The sequence below is a fragment of the Oceanisphaera marina genome, from assembly GCF_014643915.1.
Taxonomy (GTDB): domain Bacteria; phylum Pseudomonadota; class Gammaproteobacteria; order Enterobacterales; family Aeromonadaceae; genus Oceanimonas; species Oceanimonas marina.
Window position 1 is genome coordinate 30,208 of sequence record NZ_BMKE01000023.1, and the last position, 19,970, is coordinate 50,177.

Below are 19,970 nucleotides of genomic sequence, written 5' to 3' on the forward strand. Positions count from 1 at the left end.
ACATGCGCAAACTTCTTACTCTGTTTACTCTTATTTTTGCGATTGGCGTTACCGCCACCGCTTTTGATGCCGAAGCTCGAAAAATGGGCGGCGGCCGCTCCATGGGCAAGTCTTATAAAACGGCTCCGGCTCAACCCGCCAAGCAGCAAACTGCAGGCCAAAACACTGCCGGCCAAACTCAAACACCGAAAAAATCCGGTGGCCTTATGGGTGGCTTGCTGGGCGGTCTGTTGGCCGGTGGCTTGATTGCCGCCCTGATGGGCTCAGGCGCGTTTGAAGGTTTCCAGATCATGGACTTTCTAATGATTGCCGGCCTTGCCTTTGTTGCCTTTAAAATTTTTGGCGCGCTGCGTAAAGGCAAGGCTCAGGCGCAACCCCCTTTGACTGCCTACAGTGGACCACAGCAGTTTGAAGCGCCCAAGGAGCAGCCGTTGACCTCGTCTTCTCCTACTGCGGTTGCCAGCGGTTTTGCTGCCAGCGACGTGCCTTTTAATCTGCCCCCCAATTTTGACATGCAGGCGTTTTTACAGGGCTCTCGCGAACATTATCGCACCCTGCAGGAAGCATGGAACAAAGACGATCTGGAAAAGATCCGCGAATATGTCACCCCTGAGCTGTTTGCCGACTTGAGCAAGGAGCGCGCCACCTTGAGCGGCGAGCAACATACAGAAGTGATGTTTGTTGATGCCGAACTGGTACGCGCCGATCACACCTCTTATCACGCTCAAGTCAGCCTGAAGTTCAGCGGTCGTTATCGCGACAGCCAGGAAGGTGTCGAGCAGGATATTAAAGAGGTATGGCACCTGGAGCGCGATTTGACCAAGGAAAATGCACCCTGGTTGATCGTTGGCTTGGAAGACGAAGCATCAGCTTAAGTTAGCTATATGATTCTACAAGGCGCCTGAGGGCGCCTTTTTTTGTGTCTGAATTTTATGGTGAATAGTGAATTAAACTTATCCTTACACCCAGCCTCACCACTACCAACATATTGCACAAATGTAGTCGCGTGCTTTAGCCGCAAAATCCTGCGCAGCAGGATCTGGCGCACAAGCAATATTGCACAGCTAAAGCAGTGCCTGCAAAGCCATAATTCCAATATTTGATATTCGCGTAGTTATTGATTTTTAGTTTTGTTACACAAAACCGGCCGGCTAAAGCGGCCTCTACAAGGAAAAACTATTCACGTATTCCAAACGCAAAAAAGCCTGCACAAGGCAGGCTTTTCAATATGGCGCATCCTGGAGGATTCGAACCTCCGACCGCTCGGTTCGTAGCCGAGTACTCTATCCAGCTGAGCTAAGGATGCATTATTAACTTGTTATATATTACTTAGTATACTTTAAATTCAGATGGCGCATCCGGGAGGATTCGAACCTCCGACCGCTCGGTTCGTAGCCGAGTACTCTATCCAGCTGAGCTACGGATGCTTTTCTGAACCTTTATTGCTCTTTTCACAGACGTTTGCTACTAACGCCGCCTTGCTTAAATGGCGCATCCTGGAGGATTCGAACCTCCGACCGCTCGGTTCGTAGCCGAGTACTCTATCCAGCTGAGCTAAGGATGCTTAATATGGCGGTGAAGGAGGGATTCGAACCCTCGATGCGGGTATAAGCCGCATACTCCCTTAGCAGGGGAGCGCCTTCAGCCTCTCGGCCACCTCACCGTGTTGTTGGGGCGTATATTACCGTCAGCCGAAAATAAGTCAAACCCTTTTCTTGCCTGATTTGTTCGTTTGCACAGTCTTTGAACAGTGTGCGATAAAAGCCATCAACACGAACAAAAAACACCCCAATATAACTTAAAACTGCTCGTCTTCTGCGTGGCCCTTTTCGGCCTGTATACGCATATAGATCTCTTCACGGTGCACTGATACTTCTTTTGGTGCATTTACACCAATGCGCACCTGATTACCCTTTACACCCAATACCGTTACGGTGACTTCGTCACCTATCATCAGGGTTTCCCCTACTCGTCTTGTCAAAATCAGCATCTTGCTGCTCCTGTATCCGCTATGTCATGGTCAATAATGTTATTTATTATCCGCTAAAGGCGTGTAAAAACCTAGCCTTTCCCCTGTTAACAAATGGGGGAGCCTGTCCCGAAAATCAAGAGGCCTGTCGATGACAGGCCTCTCTTATCACTTTAGCAGTCTATTTTGAATCCGGTGAATACTATAGACGCTCGGCCAGCCATGGCGTGACCGACGCCAGTGCCGCTGGCAGCTGTGCGGGCTCACTCCCGCCGGCCTGAGCCATGTCGGGGCGCCCACCGCCCTTGCCGCCAACCTGCTGGGCAACCAGATTAACCAATTCGCCCGCTTTCACCTTGGAGGTCAGATCCTTGGTCACGCCGGCAATCAGGCTTACCTTGCCATCATTGACCGTGGCCAGCACCACTATGCCCGACTGCAGCTTGCCTTTGAGGTCATCCAGGGAGCCGCGAAGCGATTTGCCGTCTACGCCATCCAGATCGGCAATCAGCACCTTGGTGCCATTAATGTCGGTCACCTGCTCCAGCAAGGCGGTACCGGCCTGTGCCGTCAGTTTGGCTTTCAGCTGCTCGATTTCTTTTTCCAGCTGGCGACTGCGGTCAAGTGTTTGCTTCACCTTGTCTGCCACCGAGAACAAATCGCCTTTTACCAGACCCGCGGTTTGTGCCAGTTCTTGATTCAACTGATGCAAATAAGCCAGCGCCGCATCACCGGTGACTGCCTCTATACGGCGAACACCGGCGGCAATGCCGCTTTCCGAGACTATCTTGAACAGGCCAATGTCACCGGTACGCTGCACGTGGGTACCGCCACACAATTCGGTAGACGCATCCCCCATGGAAACCACGCGAACTTCGTCATCGTACTTTTCACCGAACAAGGCCATGGCACCGGCACCCTTGGCGGCATCCAGATCCATTAATTGGGTAGAGACCGCATGGTTGGCACGAATATCCTTGTTGACCATGTCTTCGATTTCACGCAGCTCGGCCGCATTCATGGCCTCCAGGTGCGAAAAGTCGAAGCGCAGGCGATCCGGGCCCACCAGGGAACCTTTCTGCGTCACATGCTCACCCAGCAGTGTGCGCAGACTGGCATGCATCAAGTGCGTCACCGAGTGGTTGAGTGCAATCGCCTGGCGACGATAGCTGTCTACCGCAGCGGTAACCGACTCGCCCACTTCCAGGGTGCCCAGCTCCAGAGAGCCCAGGTGCAAGACACCATTACCGGCTTTCTGGGTGTCTTTGACGACAAACAGCCCTTCTTCCAGCTTGATCACACCGGTGTCACCCACCTGGCCGCCAGACTCACCGTAGAAAGGGGTTTTATCCAGTACGATGGCCCCTTCTTCACCGGCAATCAGCGCCGGTACCGATTCGCCATCTTTAAAGATGGCCGTCACTTTGGCAGGTTCGGCCAGATGCTCGTAACCGGTAAAATCGGTGCTGCCTTCTACTTTTATCGCCTTGGTGTAATCCACGCCAAAGTTGGAGGCTTCCTTGGCACGGGTACGCTGCTGCTGCATCAGGTCTTCAAAGCCGGCTTCATCTATGCTCAGTTCGCGATCTCGCAGCACGTCGGCGGTCAAGTCGGCAGGAAAACCATAGGTGTCGTACAGTTTGAATACCACTTCACCCGGCAATATCTTGGCATCACCCAGCTCGCTGATGGCGTCTTCCAACAGCTGCAAGCCACGACCCAGGGTGCGGGCAAACTGCTCTTCTTCCAGTCGCAGCACTTTTTCGATAATGGCGCGCTGGGTGTTCAATTCCGGGTACGCGTCCGACATCTGCTCGCACAGAGCACCGACCAGGGTGTAGAAGAAGGATTGCTCGGCCCCCAGCTTGCGACCGTGGCGCACCGCGCGACGAATGATACGGCGCAGTACATAGCCACGGCCTTCGTTGGACGGCATCACGCCATCGGCAATCAGAAAGGAGCAAGAGCGGATATGGTCGGCAATCACGCGCAGCGACTTGTTATCCAGATCGTCGGTGCCCACGGCCTGCGCCGCCGCTTTGATCAGAGCCTGAAACAGGTCGATTTCATAGTTGGAGTGTACGCCCTGTAAAATAGTAGCAATGCGCTCCAGGCCCATGCCGGTATCAACCGACGGCTTGGGCAGCGGCTCCATAGTACCGTCGGCCTGACGGTTGAACTGCATGAATACCAGATTCCAGATCTCGATATAGCGATCACCATCTTCTTCCGGGCTGCCGGGAGGGCCACCCCAGATGTGTTCGCCATGATCGTAGAAAATCTCGGTACAAGGGCCGCAAGGGCCGGTATCGCCCATGGTCCAGAAGTTATCGGACGCATATTGTGCGCCCTTGTTGTCGCCAATACGCACGATGCGATCTTCAGGCACACCCACTTCTTTGGACCAGATACCAAAGGCTTCATCGTCGGTGGCGTAAACCGTGACCCACAACTTGTCTTTGGGCAGCTTGACCACCTCGGTCAAAAACTCCCAGGCAAAGCGAATGGCGTCTTGCTTGAAGTAATCACCAAAGCTGAAGTTACCCAGCATTTCAAAAAAGGTGTGGTGGCGTGCGGTGTAGCCCACGTTTTCCAGATCGTTGTGCTTGCCGCCGGCGCGCACACAGCGCTGCGAGCTGGTGGCACGGTTATAGGCGCGCTGCTCAAGGCCCAAAAACAGATCCTTGAACTGGTTCATGCCGGCATTGGTAAACAGCAGGGTGGGATCATTGTGGGGCACCAACGAGCTGGAGCCCACTACCTGGTGGCCTTGCTGGCGAAAATACTCGAGAAACGCGTTGCGTAACTCAGATGTGGTCATCTGCATGGATAATCCTGTTCAATTACTGGGTTCATAGGCGTTAACCCAGCTAATTTAAAAGGTATCCGGGCTAATGTAAAACGCAGGCTGACTTTCGCGCACGCTTTATAGAGGTTATTCGGGGAAAATCTTAATCCTGTTCGGCTTCCAGCGCATAGCGGATCTGGTCGGAATTAAAGCCGCGGCTTTGCAAGTAGCGCATTCGCTTGGCTTTTTCTTTGATATCCGGGATGTCCCGGTTTCTGAATCGAGACTGATAACACACTAGAGCCAGCTCAAACCAGTCGGGGTCTTCTTCGGCCAGTGCCTGTTCTATGTAAGCCTCGTTTACGCCTTTGCGTTTTAACTCCATGCGAATGCGTAATGGGCCGTGCTTTTTAAAAATATGCTGGCGCACCTGCACTACGGCAAAACGATGGTCAGACAGCCATTGCTGCTGTTCCAGCTTATCAAGTGCCTGTTCAATCAGCTCAACATCAAACTGACGCTGCCTCAGCTTTTGCGAGAGTTCGAGCCGGCTGTGATCACGGCGCGACAACAGTCCTAATGCGCAGTGCCACAGGGCTTGGGGTGTGAGTTTGGGATCATTCATAACGCATGAAAACGGTCGTAGTCGTTAGTTTAATGTGGGTTTAAGACTCATAAAAAAGGCCGGTAAACCCGGCCTTTTTGTTAGAAGTCTTCTTTTTCGTCAACCGGCTCAACAGCACCCAGCGCACCCGGTGCATCGTCTGGCTTGACCTTTTCTTCACCAGGCTTCAGCAGCAACAAGTCGCGCAGCTTGCCTTCTATCTCATCAGAGATGTGTTTATTCTCTAACAGGTATTTAATGGAGTTGGCTTTGCCCTGGCCAATTTTCTCACCCTGGTAGCTGTACCAGGCACCGGCTTTATCAACAAACTTATGCTTCACACCAAGCTCAACCAGTTCGCCTTCTTTAGAGATACCGGCACCATAAATGATCTGGAACTCGGCCTGCTTGAACGGCGGTGCCACCTTGTTTTTTACCACCTTGACGCGGGTTTCGTTACCCACTACTTCGTCGCCTTCTTTAATGGCACCAATACGACGAATACCAGGCAATTGGCGGCCTTGATGTTACCGGTCAGCTTGCGCAGCGCCTGAGACATCAAGCGAGCCTGCAGACCTACGTGTGAATCCCCCATCTCGCCTTCAATTTCGGCGCGGGGCGTCAAGGCGGCCACCGAGTCAACAATGATCACGTCAACCGCACCTGAGCGGACCAGCATGTCGCAGATTTCCAGCGCCTGCTCACCGGTATCCGGCTGAGAAACCAGTAAATCGTCAACATTGACGCCCAACTTGCCCGCATATTGCGGATCCAGCGCATGTTCGGCATCCACAAAGGCGCAGACTTTGCCCGCTTTCTGCGCTTCGGCAATAACTAGGACCATAAATTTCAACAATACGACCGGTAGGCAAGCCGCCAATGCCCAATGCGATATCCAGTGATAAAGAGCCGGTGGAGATAGACTCGATATTCAACGCCTTGTTGTCACCCAGTCGCATGATAGAGCCTTTACCAAACTGTTTTTCAATTTGGCCAAGGGCCGCGGCCAAGGCTTTTTCTTTGTTTTGATCCATGAATGCTCCGCTGATTAAGCTAATGCGTCGAAAATATAGGGTTGAGTATACTGGTTATTCGTACAGTATCAAGTTCACATCACATAACTATGTTGTATCACTCGGGTCAGGATACCAAGAGCGACAAGCAATCTTCCAGTGCCGCCACTATGGTTTGCTGGCGCACCGCCAGACGATCGCCGGATAACTGCAATCGTCGAGTATGCATTTTATCTTCGGCGGCCAAATAACAGGCCAACCAGACAGTCCCCACGGGTTTCTCCGGGCTGCCACCGTCGGGGCCCGCCACACCGCTGACCGCCACCCCCAGGCTATCGCCATTTTGCGCACAGGCCCCCTTTGCCATGGCCATCACCACCGCCTCGCTGACCGCGCCGTCCCGGTCAATCACACCGGCATCCACGCCCAGCATCTCGCTTTTGGCGGCGTTGGAATAGGTCACAAAGCCCCGTTCAAACCAGGCCGAGCTGCCCGCAATGTCGGTAATGGCGCAGGCAATACCGCCACCGGTACAGGACTCGGCGGTGGTTACCGTCAACCCCCGACTCATCAAGGCATTTCCCAATTGCCGTGCCAATGGTTGTGTCTGTTCCACTTCAGACTCCTCTGCTTATGGATCCTCGCTATCAAGCGCGGATATTAACGCGCTATGCGGCTGCCAGGCCACCCGTTATGCCCTGCCACAATACCACCAGGGCCGAAATGGCAGAAATAAATAGAATGGCGGGCCGGGCGCTGTCTTTTTGAAATACCCGCTCCAGGCGACGCGACAGCCAGAAACCCACTATCACTCCGGGGATCATCTTCAGGATCAGCACACCATCCAGCAGCTCAGAGCCGCCATTCAACCACAACATGCTGATCGACAAGGGGGTGCCAATCAAAAAGAAAGCCGCGATTTCATTACGTGCCGTCAATCGGGACTCATGCTGATATAACAAGGCGATAGGCGGCCCCCCAACAGAGGTAGCTGTGCCCAGAATACCCGACAGAAAACCGGCCACCGTCAGGCTGTAACCATTGAGTGCCACCGAATAACGACGCACACTTAGCCACACCGCCAGTAACAGGGCGCCACCAAAAAACAAGCTCAGCTGCCAGGGCGCTATGCTCACCAGCAACAAGGCGCCACACCAGGATCCCGGTAGCCGCGCCACTATGGCGGGCAGCACACGGCGCCAGTTAAGGGTATGACGTTGTTTGAGCACCACCACTACCGACAGCATCCACCCCAGTACCAGCACGGGGCCCGGCATATAGGCGGGATCAATCAGATACAGCAAGGGTGCGGCCAGCAGACCAAAGCCGATGCCCACCCAGGCCTGCACCACTATGCTGCAGGTAACAATCAGCAGCGCCAGCAAATCGATCGGGGTATACAGCATGCCGTTATCCTGCGTAAAAAGCGGCTATTCTAGCACGTACTAACGGCACCAAACCGAAGACATGACTCACCGCCCGAAAGACGGTCAAAGGAGACGCCGAAATTTGTATATTGCACGAATATAGTCGCGCGCTTTAGCCGCGAAATCCTGCTTCAAATAAAAAGGCACCCATCAACAAAGAAAGGTGCCTGTCTTAAATATGAGTGCCTGGTGTTGCTATCTGCTTCCTGCCCCGCTGCGAGAGCGCTCGCTGTTTTCCACCAGAATACCGGCCCCCAGGCGATTGATGTCGCTCCAGAGTGCATCATCAATCTCGATGCCATTATCGATAATGTATTCCTTGTTGTCGGCCAGATCCTCCGGGCTCATGTAGCGCGCATTGCGGTTACCCTTGGAGTTCTGCAGCGACCCGGCCAGGTCTACCCGCGAGCTGCAGACGATAGTCAGCGCCTGGGGCTCATCAGGATTGGTCACCAGTGTGGTGGCCGCCTCGCTGAAACTGGGATAACGCTCCCCCGCCTTGATGGCCGCCGCATACTCTTTCACGGTGTTACTGCCATTTTGCCAATAGGCGGTGACGCTGATGCCCCGCCGCCCGCAGTCGGTCAGCGCCTTGAGCGCAAACATGCGGTTATGGCAGTTATGCACGGTAATGGTGGCGATACCGCTTTCCAGCGCCTTGGCATGGGCCAGATCAACCGACGAGGCGATGCAGTTCAGTGCGCTGCGGCCGTTACTGTCGATAATGGCCGAGGTGCTGTCTTCATACACCACTGTGCTCAGCGGTTTTTCCTTATCCAGATTGATATAAGGCAGCGCCCGCTTCAGCTCTTCGAGCCCGTTAAGGCCATGCTTTTCCAGCCATAACACCATGTTGGCCGCATCTTCGTAGTTACCAACGAAGTAACCGGAGGCTTCAAAACAACGGCGCAACGCCGCTTTCAGTTCATTCATCGACACTTGCATCAGTCATGTCCTCCTGATGTGGGGGCCAGCGGCATAAACCAGTCGTCGTTGTAGATATTGCCGATATCTTCCAGCAAGGGGGCGCCCTGATACATGGTATTGCGCACCCACAGCCTGGAGCGTGGATCGAACTTGCTGACGCCAAAAAACGACAACTTGCAACGCAGCAGGTGCATGGGCAGTACGTCTTTGGCCAGCAGATTGGCCTGTATATCACCGTACACACAGCGGTCCATGCTTTGAATGCGCCGCACTATGCCGCGCAGCTTGGGTCTGGCCACCATAAAGCGGGCCGTGGTGTGCTCGGGATTGTCTTTAATGTACTCGCATAATATCTGGTAGCATTTATATACCGCGTAGCCCACACCCAGTGGCATTTGCTTGTCTCGTCCCTGATCCAGCGCACACTGGCCCAGCCTGGGCTCCATTTTGTCTTCCGAGCGATACCAGAAGATGTCTCGTGAACCGACGGCATTAAAGTCTATTTTCAGTGCCCAGTCGTAACGACGTTCAATCACTTCCTTGAGCGTTTGCAACGGCATCAGCGGGTCCAGGTCGAGAAACTCTTCCACACAGTAATAGTCATCCAGGCCATCTACCAGCTGCGGATACAGCTCCAGCAGTATCGACACCAGCAGCTCTTGCCCCTGCAGCGAACAGTGCTGCTCGCTCCAGGTCAGCAAGTTGTTCCAGTCATGCAACGAGGCACCGGCTTGTTCGCGCAACGCCGAAATGTCTTCAATTACCCGTATATTATTATCGGATTGCCAGGGGTCTTCGGTGAGAGTTTCAGCCATATGCTGGCTGCTACGCGCCAATAGCATATCCAGCTGCTGGCGTATTCTGTCGTCGATAAAGCCCAGGCTGCGCACCAGGGCCAGTGCCAGCTCGCGTAATTCTATCCAGCGGTTGATCAGCATGGGGTGGTTAATCAGATAGGGTGCCATGCCCAGCCCCGTGGAGTTACCAATGCCGAAGTAGCGTTTGATGTCGGGCTGCATGGGGTTATATTGCTGCGGGTTACGCTGCCTGGCAATGTGCTCCACCTGCAGCAAGCTGAAGTTTCTCAGCATAAAGCAGGCAAACATTTCCGCGGCAAAGGGGCGGGCAAAGTCGGGATAGCGACTGCTGACTTTATCCCAGTCGGCCATGCCCAGCTTGCCGCTGCCGTAGACGGCGGTGGTGCGATACAGATAACCGACCTTGGCGATCTGGGCCACATCGGGCTGCTCGCCTTTGGCCAGCTGCTCCACCACATAATCGAAGTTGCGCGCGCTGCGATTGGCACGAGACAGCACGAATACCCGTGAGTCTACCCGACCCGCTTCCTGCAGTGGCACATTCTGGCGTAAAAATGCCAGGTATTCGTCTTCGACGTGTCCTTCTACCAGCGCCATGGTGAGATCCCACTTGCTGGCAATAACGCGGTCGTTACGCTCCTCGGGGCTCAGGTAATCGGAAAAAATAACGAAACTGAACAGCCCCTGCGCGGTATTGATTTCATAAATCACGGTGCCATAGCCGTCGGCACACAAATTCAGGCGCGCGGTATGTATTTGCCAGCGTTCCAGCATGATGCGGCGCACCAGTATGCGCATAAAACTCAGCCGACTCTGATGCATGGCGCCCAAGCGCTCCAGGCTCATCACCTGGTTAACGGGTCGCAGTGGCAATGCATTTGGCCCCCGCAGCGAGGCTTTAATCGCAGCTAACCTCATCATGTTTCTACCCTCGATTAATGCTAGATGTCCTTATTGCGCTATTGTTCGAACCATAGCCCGACATAACACAGGGTCAGAAAGAGCAAATAATGCCCGGTGACTCTCCGGGTGAATGACTCCGCTTTCTGCCTCATGCGCTGCATCATGGTGTAAACCAACAAACCCAGACAAGTTAAATGGTTATATCGATTGATAAGAAAAGTTTATCAGATTGCTAACAGGTCGCATCGATACTGATGTCCATGTAAATAACTGACTTCAAGGTTAGGAAGTTATTTAACAAAGTGGGAGGTGGCGCAGGTTAACAAGCAATAATGCCTGCCGATGGGGAGTCGGCAGGCGATGGGACTTACTGAGGTGGATTGGCCAGAATAAAATCCACCAGCGCCTGGGCCGGCGGGGTCAGGGATTTGTTGTTCAGTCGAATGATACCGATACGTCGGGTGATCACCGGGGTGTGCAGGGGAATAAAGGTAAGAGTTGAATTGCCTTTTGGAAAAGCATACCAGGGCAGCGTGGTCACACCAAAGCCCGCCTCCAGCATGGCCACCAATGAAATCATGTTGGAGACATAGTATTGCGAGTGAGCCAACAGTGACTCAGCTTCACTCCCCTCCAGTAAACGAGAAGTACCATTACTGATCAGTCGATATTGCTGCAACGCCTGCCAATGCAGTTCGCTGTAGCTGGCCAGAGGATGATCATGGGGGCACACCACGCCTAATGTATCTTCCCATACCGGCGTAAAGTGCTTTTCGCTCTCTCCTTGCTCATCAAACAGGCTGGCGATGCCAAAATCCACCTGCTGATTTTCTACCATTTTCAGTACCGCCCCCGAGTTATCATCAAACACACTCACGTGCAGCTTGCGATCCCCGATAAAGTTCAGCAGCAGCTCGGGTAGAAAACGGCTGGCAATGGACGGCACCGACGCGATTCGCAAATGTCCGGTCTTGTGTTCGGCCAGCAAGGTCATGTCTTCGGCGATGCGATCATGATGGGCGAGCAATTCTTTCGCCTTGGGCAAAAAGTGTTTGCCAAAGGGGGTGAGCTCGGTTTTGGCGGTACGGCTGTTACGCTTCTCGAACAGCGCCTCACCGAGTTTGTTTTCCAGATCACGAATCGACAGCGAAATGGCAGGCTGGGTGCGATGCGCCTTTTCGGCAGCCAGGTGAAAGCCTTTAAGTTCGGCAACCCACACGAAGTGGCGCAGTTGAGCGACTTTGAATTCCGGCAACATGATAAGACTTCCTTATCAGACGATATCATTAATTAATTTTTATTATTAAAACACAGCTCCTATGATGACTCCAATCAAGTAAAGGAGAACACTCATGTCTGATTCAGTATTTCGTAATTACATTGCCGGTGAATGGGTTGAAGGTTCAAGCTCGATTGCCAACGTCAGCCCTTCCGATCTCAGCGATGTGATAGGTCACTATGCCCAGGCTGATGCCGCCCAGACCAAAGCCGCCATTGCCGCCGCCGTCAGCGGCCAGCTGGAATGGCAGAAAAGCGGCCTGGAGCAGCGTTACGCCGTACTGATGGCGGTTGGTGACGAGCTGATTGCCCGCAAAGACGAACTGGGTCGGATCCTCGCTCGTGAAGAAGGCAAGACCCTGGCCGAAGGCGCCGGTGAAGTCTACCGCTCCGGCCAGTTCTTCCACTACTATGCCGCCGAAGTACTGCGCCAGATGGGCGAAACCGCCGACTCGGTACGCGCCGGCGTCGAAATCGAAACCCGCCGCGAGCCGGTGGGTGTAGTCGGTATCATCACCCCCTGGAACTTCCCGACAGCCACCGGCGCCTGGAAAATCGCCCCGGCGCTGGCCTTCGGCAACGCCGTGGTGTGGAAGCCGGCCAATCAGGTGCCTGCTTCTGCCTGGGCGCTAACCGAGATCATTTCGCGCCAGAACCTGCCCGCCGGTACTTTCAACCTGGTGATGGGCCCGGGTGCCGAGGTGGGTGATGTGCTGATTAACTCTCGCGATATCAATGCCCTGACCTTTACCGGCTCGCTGGAAACCGGTCGTAAGGTGGCCATGGCCACTGCCGGCAACCTGGTGAAATGCCAGCTGGAAATGGGCAGCAAGAACGCTCTGGTGGTGCTGGATGATGCGGATCTGGACAACGCGGTTGAATGTGCCGTGGGCGGCGCCTACGGCGGCACCGGACAGAAGTGTACCGCCTCTTCCCGCTTGATCGTAACCGAAGGTATTCACGATCGTTTTGTTGAAGCCGTGATTGAGCGCATGAAAAAGCTGGTGGTCGGTAATCCGCTGAAGGAAGGCGTGCACATCGGGGCCGTGGCCGATGCCCGCCAGATGGAGTCCAACCTCAAGTATCTGGAACTGGCCAAGAGCGAAGGCGGCAAGCTGGTCTACGGCGGCGAAGTGATCACCGAAGACACCGAAGGCTATTACATGCAGCCGGCGCTGTTTACCGGCACCACCAACGACATGACCATCAACCGGGAAGAAGCCTTCGCGCCCATCGCCTGCGTCATCAAGGTGAAGGACTACGCCGAAGCACTGGCGACCCTGAACGACACCAACTTCGGCCTGACCGGCGGCATCTGCACCGAGTCGCTGAAATACGCCACCGACTTCAAACGCAACGCCAAAACCGGCTGTGTCATGGTGAACCTGCCGACCGCCGGCACCGATTACCACGTGCCGTTTGGTGGCCGTAAAGACTCCAGCTTCGGCCCTCGTGAACAGGGCACCTACGCCAAAGAGTTTTACACCGTCGTGAAAACCACCTACATCCGCGCCTAACGGAGACAGGATCATGAGCCAAGCATTGCACAACGAGATGGTCGTGATCGACGGGCTTCAGTATTCCAACTGGAACCGGGAGATTTTCGAGCAACTGCACCAAGGGGGCGTCACCATGGTGCACGCCACCATCGTCTACCATGAACAGATCCGCGAAACCCTGATGCGTATCAGCGAATGGAATCGTCAGTTCGAGCTGCATGGTGATCTCATCATGCCGGTACGCAGCAGCGATGATATTCGCCGCGCCAAGGCCGAAGGCAAAGTGGGCATCATGTTTGGAGCGCAAAACTGCTCCCCCATCGAAGACGACATCGGCATGGTCGAGGTGATGCGCAATCTGAACCTGATGATCATGCAGCTGACCTACAACAACCAAAGCCTGCTGGCCTGCGGTTGCTACGAGGCAGTCGACAGCGGCGTCACCCGCTTTGGCCGCCAGGTGATCAAGGAAATGAACCGGGTGGGCATGGTAGTGGACATGAGCCACAGCGCCGAGCGCAGCACCCTGGAGGCCATCGATATTTCCGAGCGCCCCATTGTGATCTCGCACGCCAACCCGCTGAGCTTTCACGAGGCCAAGCGCAACAAGTCGGATACCGTGCTCAAGGCACTGGCCGAATCCGGTGGCTTGCTGGGCTTTAGCGCCTATCCCTTCCACCTTAAAAACGGCCCCGACTGCACCCTGGAAGACTACTGCGACATGATTGCCCGCACCGCGGATCTGATGGGCGTGGACAGGCTGGGCATAGGCACCGACTTGTGCCAGAACCAGCCGCTGTCGGTGCTGGAGTGGATGCGCAATGGTCGCTGGTCCAAATCCATGGATTACGGCGAAGGCTCCAAGTCCAATGCCGACTGGCCGCGCCCGCTGTCCTGGTTTCGCGACAGCCGCGACTTTCCCAACCTCACCCAGGGCCTGCTGGCTCGGGGCTTCAGCCAGCAAGAGACGGCAAAAATCATGGGCCAGAACTGGCTCAACTTCCTGGATAACGCCCTGCAGCCACACACTGCTGCTCAATAAGGATAACGGGGAGCCCCCACTCCCCGCGTAGTGTTCAACGATGGAGACGAACATGAGCAATAAAACAGAGGCAACCCTGGCCATGGACAACGATAAGGATATCAATGCCAGTCCCGGCTTTTTTACCGGGCTCGATATTCCCGTATTTCTGCTCAGTGGCGGCGCCCTGCTGCTGTTTGTGGCCATGGCTTTATATGATATCGATCTGGTGTCGGCCTGGGTTAACAAGGCCTTTGCCGTGTCGACCCGCTTGTTTGGTGCCTATTGGCAGGTACTCTTGTTACTGACCTTCATCATAGGACTGGTGATGGCCGTGGGCCGGGGTGGCCATGTTCGCCTGGGTAACCTGAGCAAGCCCGAGATGTCTACCTTTCAGTGGATGTCGATCATCATGTGTACTTTGCTGGCGGGAGGCGGCGTGTTCTGGGCGGCCGCCGAGCCTTTGGCGCACTTTATCTCGCCACCCCCCATGTATGCGGGTGAAACCGAGCCCATGAACATGGCGCTTAACGCCATGGCACAAAGCTTCATGCACTGGGGCTTTCTGGCCTGGGCCATCCTTGGCAGCCTGACCGGCATCGTATTCATGCATCTGCATTACGACAAGGGACTGCCACTAAAACCGCGCACCTTGCTGTATCCGGTGTTCGGCGATCGCGTCATGAAGGGCTGGTTTGGCTCTATAGTGGATGCCTGCTGCGTACTGGCGGTGGTTGCCGGCACCGTGGGCCCCATCGGCTTTCTGGGTCTGCAGGTCAGCTTTGGGCTGGAAAAGCTGTTCGGTATTCCCGATATTTACAGCACTCAGGTGACGATTCTGGTCGGGCTGATCTGTATCTATACTCTGTCGGCCGTGAGTGGCGTCACCCGTGGCATCCAGATTTTGAGTAACATCAACGTGATGCTGGCCGCCTTTCTGATGTTGTTTATCTTTCTGTTTGGCCCGACCGCCTTTATCGTCAATACCTACCTGCACGCCTTTGGCCTCTACCTCAATAACTTTATCCCCATGGCGACCTTTCGCGCCGATCCGGCCTGGCTGGACTGGTGGACGGTGTTTTTCTGGGGCTGGTTCCTGGGTTATGGCCCCTTGATGGCGATGTTTGTGGCGCGTATTTCTCGCGGCCGCACCGTGCGTCAGGTGATCATGCTGATTTCCATCATAGCGCCCATTATCACCTGCTTCTGGTTCACCGTCATGGGCGGCAGCGGTTTGGCGTTCGAAATCGCCACCCCCGGCAGCGTCTCCGGCCCCTTCACCGGTTTCAACCTGCCGGCGGCATTACTGGCCATTACCGAGCAACTGCCCCTTGGTTACATTATCTCGATACTGTTCCTGATCCTGACCACCATCTTCGTGGCCACCACAGGAGATTCCATGACCTTTGCGGTATCCATGGTGATGACCGGCACCGACCATCCTCACGCCGGAGTACGCGTATTCTGGGGCGTGATGATGGGCGTGATAGCGGCCATTCTGATCTCCATCGGCTCGGGTGGCATAACCGCCCTGCAGTCCTTCATCGTGGTCACGGCAGTACCGGTATCGCTGGTGTTGCTGCCCACCCTGTGGACGGCACCGCAAATCATTAAAAAAATGGCAGCGGAACAGGGGCTTTAAGCCGGTGCCATCCAGTTTGAGCGGCAGCAGCCGCTCTTTTTTTCTGTATTGAATAAAGGAATACATCATGAAAACTGCCGTAAAGACCAACCTTTTCGCCTCCAAGGCACCGCTGGAATGGGCCGTGATGGCCAATGGACAATTCTATACCGCGCAAATCCCCATCGATGGCGAAGGCAAGGTCGTCGACGGTGGCATCGAGGCCCAGGCGCGCCAGACTATGGACAACTTCAAGCACACAGTAGAAGCGGCAGGCCTGACCATGGCGGATGTGACCCAGGTACTGATCTACGTGACTGCCCGCGACCAGCTGCCGGTGTTCAACAAGGTGTATGCAGAATATTTCGACGCCCCCTACCCCAACCGCGCCGCCATGATAGTGGTGGGGCTGGCCCGGGAAGAAATGCTCTGCGAAATCGTCGCCTACGCCGCCCAGCCCTGATCCCCTTTTATTACTGGGCGACACAAAATGTCGCCTTGTTTTGTACTCTGATGACTCCACCGCTAACCAGGAGCATCCCATGCCCATACAGCCGCCTATTGCTGATTTTCTGCGCAAGAAAAAACCGTCGGTCAGTACCGCTTTGCCGGTTCATCCGCCGCTGCCGCTGTTATGGGCCTTGCGCCTGCTGGTAATGGGCGGAGCCGCACAAGTGGCCCTCACCAAGCGCCGGCATGAACTGGATGAATTATTGCAAACCCTGGCTCCGGATATCGAGGTAAGCGAGTTATCGCCCACCGCCGTCATGTCACTGCTCAAAACAGTGCTGGCCAAACAAGAGAGCCTGCAAGTTTCCATCCCCGCCCCTCTGTGCAACAACCTGGCTCAACTGGCGACCAGCCTGGGTCTGAGCGCAGTGGAACTAGATATACTGGCTTTTTTAATCTTGCTGGAACAAGACAATGTGCTGACACAAACCGTGGGCATGTTTCATCAACCCTGGATGGGTATTCAGCAATTGGTGAGCCTACTGGCTTTCGCCCTGCCTTATACCCGCCGCCAGGTGGCACACGCCCTGGCACCCGATATGCCCTTGCTGGCCTGCGGCTTGGTGCAAACCGAACGCCACGGTAATGGGCTGGAGCTAATGCGGGGCCTGGACGACATCATGTTGTATGAACAAGATGGGCCGCACACCTTGCTGACCGCCTTTTCCATCCGCAATCAGACGCCCAGCTTGACCCTGAATGACTTTGTGCACCTGCAGCCTTTTATCGATCGTTTGTTGCGTTATCTGTATCGCTCGGCTCGTCAGCCACAACCGGGAGTGAACGTGTTGATCTATGGCGCTCCCGGCACCGGTAAAACCGAGCTCACCCGCGCACTGAGTGCTCAATTGCAGTGGTGCCTGCATGAAGTCAAGTTTGCCAACAATCAGGGCGAAGCACTCAACGGCCGCGAACGTTTTGCCCGTTACCAGTTATGCCAGCAGGTATTGCGTAATGATGCTCACAGCCTGGTGTTATTTGATGAGGTAGAAGACGTCTTTAACGAACGCATCAGCGAAGGCCAAAAGGCCTGGGTGAATCAACTACTGGAAAACAATCCGCGCCCGACGTTTTGGCTCAGTAATGATGTCTCGAATATGGACTCCGCCTTTATTCGCCGTTTCGACCTGGTGCTGGCCATGCCCGAACTCACGGCCGACGTACGGCTGAGCATCGCCAGGCGATTGCTCGATAAATTGAATGTCAGCGAGCCCTGGCTACAACAGCTGGCACAGCAATCACAATTGGAGCCGGCGCATGTGGCGCGAGCCGCCAAAGTGGTGAAAAAACTGGGTTATCGTAAAGCAGAAAAAGTAGAGGCCGCCATGGAAGACTTGCTAGCTAATCTGTATCAGGCGCTGGGTTATCGTTGGCAACGTCTGAATCAGCCACGAACATCGTCATTATTTAATCCGGCGCTGTGTGCCACCGATACCCCATTAACGACCATGATCAACGGCCTGCAGCGCAGTGGCATGGGGCGTTTGTGCTTGTTTGGCCCACCGGGCACGGGTAAAACGGCACTGGCCGCCCATTTGGCCGCCACCCTGGATAAACCACTGATCACCAAAAAAGCCTCGGATCTGCTGGACGCTTACGTCGGAGGCACCGAAAAGAAACTGGCTGCGGCGTTTGCCGAGGCTAAAACCAGCAACGGCATACTGTTGGTAGACGAAGCCGACAGTCTGCTGGCCAATCGGGCCGGTGCGGTGCGCAACTGGGAAGTAAGCCAGGTGAACGAATTACTGGTTCAAATGGAACAATTTAACGGTATTCTAGTGATGGCGACCAATTTTATGACCCATCTGGATATGGCGGCCTTGCGGCGTTTTGATTTTAAAATTCGCTTCACTTACTTCAATGCCGAACAAGCCTGGATGTATTTTAATACCGTATTGGGCCTGGCCATCAAAGGCGGTTTTTACGAGCAGGACGTCGCCCATTTACACCCGGCGGTGAGTCAACTCACCCAGCTTACCCCTGGGGATTTTGCCGCCGTGGCTCGCCGCCACCAGGTGATGGGCGAAACCATCAGCCCAAACAGCTTGTTGGCGGGGCTACAGCAAGAGCATAGCCTTAAAACCGCCGACCAAAGCAAACCCATCGGCTTTTTGGCCAACACATAACGCAAAGAGGCCCCATGGCGACGCAACGCGATACCCTGTTTCGATATTTGGCAATGCTGCAGCTTATTCCGCGCGCGCCTCATTATAAAGCCACCACCACACTACAAGACTTGCTGGCCGAGCGCGGTTTTAACATTGAACTGCGCTCAATACAGCGTGATCTCGAGAGGATGTCCTCGCATTTTCCGCTGCTGTGCAATAAAGACGAACGCCCTTATCGCTGGTCATTTGATCCCGGTTTCAAAAGCAACTTGCCCGCATTGGATACCGCCACCGCCTTGACGCTGGTGCTGGCCGAAGAATATTTGAAAGGTTTGCTGCCACAAATTGCCATCGACAAGCTCAACCCGCAGTTTGATGGCGCGCGCAGGTTTCTCGATGCCCTGCAAGAAAACGGTTATGCCAGCTGGGCGCGACAAGTGCGCGCCATTCCCAATGGCAAGGCATTGCTGCCGGCCGCCATCGATCCGCCGGTATGGCAAGGAGTAAGCGACGCGCTGCTCGAACGCAGTGCGATTGATGTGCAATATTTAAGCCGCCAACAAGGAGAAGTTAAAACCTTTACCTTGCACCCCCAAGGGTTGGTGGTGCGCCACAGCGTCAGTTATCTGGTGGCAACGGTCAATGATTATGACGACATTCGCCAGTTTGCCCTGCACCGTATTCGCCAGCTTTCGCCCAGCAAAGCGGTGTTTAGGCCTCAACCGGAATTCAGCGTAGAAGCCTATATTGCCAAGGGTGCCTTTGGCTATCCGCTGGATCAGCAACAAGTCGAACTGCTGGCTAAAATAGACTCAAATATAGCCTGGCTATTGGCCGAAACTCCCATCAGTAGCCAGCAGCATCTTTCTGCACCCGATCAGGACGGCTGGGTCACCTTGACCGCCACCGTGCCCAACGATCAGCAAACCCAATGGTGGATCATGGGTTTTGGCGCCCGCATTCAAGTGCTGGCCCCCAGCAGCTGGCGCGAGGCGATTACCGAACAAGCCAAACAGATGCTGGCGATGTATGAGCCAGCGCCGAGCTAGATAATGACTAAAGAGCCTTTTTGCCACGGAATCCACGGAAGAACACGGAAAAATAGAGGTCAGATCTGAATAAATAGTAAAGGGTGAAGAGGGCAAACAACAACGACGCCGGAATTGGCACCTACTTTTGTAGCCCCGCGCTTCAGCTGCGGGTCTTGCGAAGCAAGATGAATTTAAAAACATTCCCGTCTCAACGCCGACCGGGTTTTATCTTTAGAACTAAATCTTCTGCTCCGCAGAACCAACAACTGAAGCGTTGGGCTACAAAACGGTGTTTATCTTTAACGTAAAACGTATCACGCCAGGCTCTATTTAGGCTGGGCTTAAACGCATCCCTTTACCCATAAGTCCTTGAATGAGTATCATCAATGCCACTGAACAACAGGTGTAGCGACGAGTGACATGACGAATTGGGTTGAGCAGGAGTTTGCCACC

At 54.6% G+C, this 19,970-nt stretch carries 15 protein-coding genes, 4 tRNA genes and 1 pseudogene; 7 read left to right on the forward strand and 13 right to left on the reverse strand.

The features are described 5' to 3' along the window. Positions 1–2 precede the first annotated feature (2 nt). Positions 3–875 (forward strand): Tim44 domain-containing protein, encoded by an 873-nt coding sequence (locus tag IEW52_RS12880; protein ID WP_188630489.1) that lies wholly within the window; start codon positions 3–5, stop codon positions 873–875. A gap of 354 nt (positions 876–1,229) precedes the next feature. On the opposite strand, the gene IEW52_RS12885 is transcribed toward IEW52_RS12880, so the two are convergent. From IEW52_RS12885 to IEW52_RS12945, 13 genes and pseudogenes are all read right to left on the reverse strand, one after another. Further along, positions 1,230–1,306: transfer RNA gene (locus IEW52_RS12885), tRNA-Arg, on the reverse strand. Positions 1,307–1,350: 44 nt separating this feature from the next. After that, positions 1,351–1,427 (reverse strand) — tRNA-Arg (locus IEW52_RS12890). A gap of 60 nt (positions 1,428–1,487) precedes the next feature. After that, positions 1,488–1,564, reverse strand: a tRNA-Arg gene (locus IEW52_RS12895). 6 nt (positions 1,565–1,570) lie between these two features. Next, positions 1,571–1,663, reverse strand: a tRNA-Ser gene (locus tag IEW52_RS12900). A gap of 135 nt (positions 1,664–1,798) precedes the next feature. Further along, entirely contained in the window at positions 1,799–1,990 is a 192-nt protein-coding gene (csrA, locus tag IEW52_RS12905) for a carbon storage regulator CsrA (protein WP_188630490.1), read from the reverse strand. A 181-nt stretch (positions 1,991–2,171) separates the two neighbouring features. Further along, positions 2,172–4,796 carry an alanine--tRNA ligase gene (alaS, locus tag IEW52_RS12910; RefSeq protein ID WP_188630491.1) on the reverse strand — a complete coding sequence of 875 codons (2,625 nt, stop codon included), beginning with the start codon at positions 4,794–4,796 and terminating at the stop codon, positions 2,172–2,174. Positions 4,797–4,920: 124 nt separating this feature from the next. After that, positions 4,921–5,382, reverse strand: a complete 462-nt coding sequence (locus IEW52_RS12915; RefSeq protein ID WP_188630492.1) for a regulatory protein RecX — start codon at positions 5,380–5,382, stop codon at positions 4,921–4,923. 80 nt (positions 5,383–5,462) lie between these two features. Beyond that, positions 5,463–6,395 (reverse strand): annotated as a pseudogene (locus tag IEW52_RS12920) (recombinase RecA). A 106-nt stretch (positions 6,396–6,501) separates the two neighbouring features. Continuing rightward, on the reverse strand, positions 6,502–6,990 hold the full coding sequence (locus IEW52_RS12925; protein ID WP_188630493.1) for a CinA family protein: 489 nt from the start codon (positions 6,988–6,990) through the stop codon (positions 6,502–6,504). Positions 6,991–7,042: 52 nt separating this feature from the next. Next, on the reverse strand, positions 7,043–7,780 hold the full coding sequence (locus IEW52_RS12930) for a sulfite exporter TauE/SafE family protein (protein ID WP_188630494.1): 738 nt from the start codon (positions 7,778–7,780) through the stop codon (positions 7,043–7,045). 216 nt (positions 7,781–7,996) lie between these two features. Further along, entirely contained in the window at positions 7,997–8,746 is a 750-nt protein-coding gene (locus IEW52_RS12935; protein WP_188630495.1) for a DUF3726 domain-containing protein, read from the reverse strand. Next, positions 8,746–10,467, reverse strand: a complete 1,722-nt coding sequence (locus IEW52_RS12940) for a hypothetical protein (protein WP_188630496.1) — start codon at positions 10,465–10,467, stop codon at positions 8,746–8,748. Before IEW52_RS12940 ends, IEW52_RS12935 begins: the two co-directional genes overlap by 1 nt. A gap of 349 nt (positions 10,468–10,816) precedes the next feature. Next, positions 10,817–11,707 (reverse strand): LysR family transcriptional regulator, encoded by an 891-nt coding sequence (locus IEW52_RS12945; protein ID WP_188630497.1) that lies wholly within the window; start codon positions 11,705–11,707, stop codon positions 10,817–10,819. Between the two features lie 94 nt (positions 11,708–11,801). Here IEW52_RS12945 and IEW52_RS12950 point away from each other — a divergent pair, with 94 nt between their 5' ends. The 6 genes from IEW52_RS12950 to IEW52_RS12975 all read left to right on the forward strand — a co-directional run bounded on the left by IEW52_RS12950 (position 11,802) and on the right by IEW52_RS12975 (position 19,535). Next, positions 11,802–13,244 carry an aldehyde dehydrogenase family protein gene (locus IEW52_RS12950; protein WP_188630498.1) on the forward strand — a complete coding sequence of 481 codons (1,443 nt, stop codon included), beginning with the start codon at positions 11,802–11,804 and terminating at the stop codon, positions 13,242–13,244. A 13-nt stretch (positions 13,245–13,257) separates the two neighbouring features. Beyond that, positions 13,258–14,268 carry a dipeptidase gene (locus tag IEW52_RS12955; RefSeq protein WP_229667948.1) on the forward strand — a complete coding sequence of 337 codons (1,011 nt, stop codon included), beginning with the start codon at positions 13,258–13,260 and terminating at the stop codon, positions 14,266–14,268. Positions 14,269–14,320: 52 nt separating this feature from the next. Beyond that, complete coding sequence (locus tag IEW52_RS12960) at positions 14,321–15,889, forward strand: BCCT family transporter (protein ID WP_188630499.1); 1,569 nt, start codon at positions 14,321–14,323, stop codon at positions 15,887–15,889. A 67-nt stretch (positions 15,890–15,956) separates the two neighbouring features. Continuing rightward, positions 15,957–16,331 carry a RidA family protein gene (locus IEW52_RS12965; RefSeq protein WP_188630500.1) on the forward strand — a complete coding sequence of 125 codons (375 nt, stop codon included), beginning with the start codon at positions 15,957–15,959 and terminating at the stop codon, positions 16,329–16,331. Positions 16,332–16,410: 79 nt separating this feature from the next. After that, entirely contained in the window at positions 16,411–18,504 is a 2,094-nt protein-coding gene (locus IEW52_RS12970; protein ID WP_188630501.1) for an AAA family ATPase, read from the forward strand. A 14-nt stretch (positions 18,505–18,518) separates the two neighbouring features. Beyond that, positions 18,519–19,535: a helix-turn-helix transcriptional regulator gene (locus IEW52_RS12975; RefSeq protein ID WP_188630502.1), complete on the forward strand. Its 1,017-nt coding sequence runs from the start codon at positions 18,519–18,521 to the stop codon at positions 19,533–19,535. Positions 19,536–19,970: the final 435 nt, after the last annotated feature.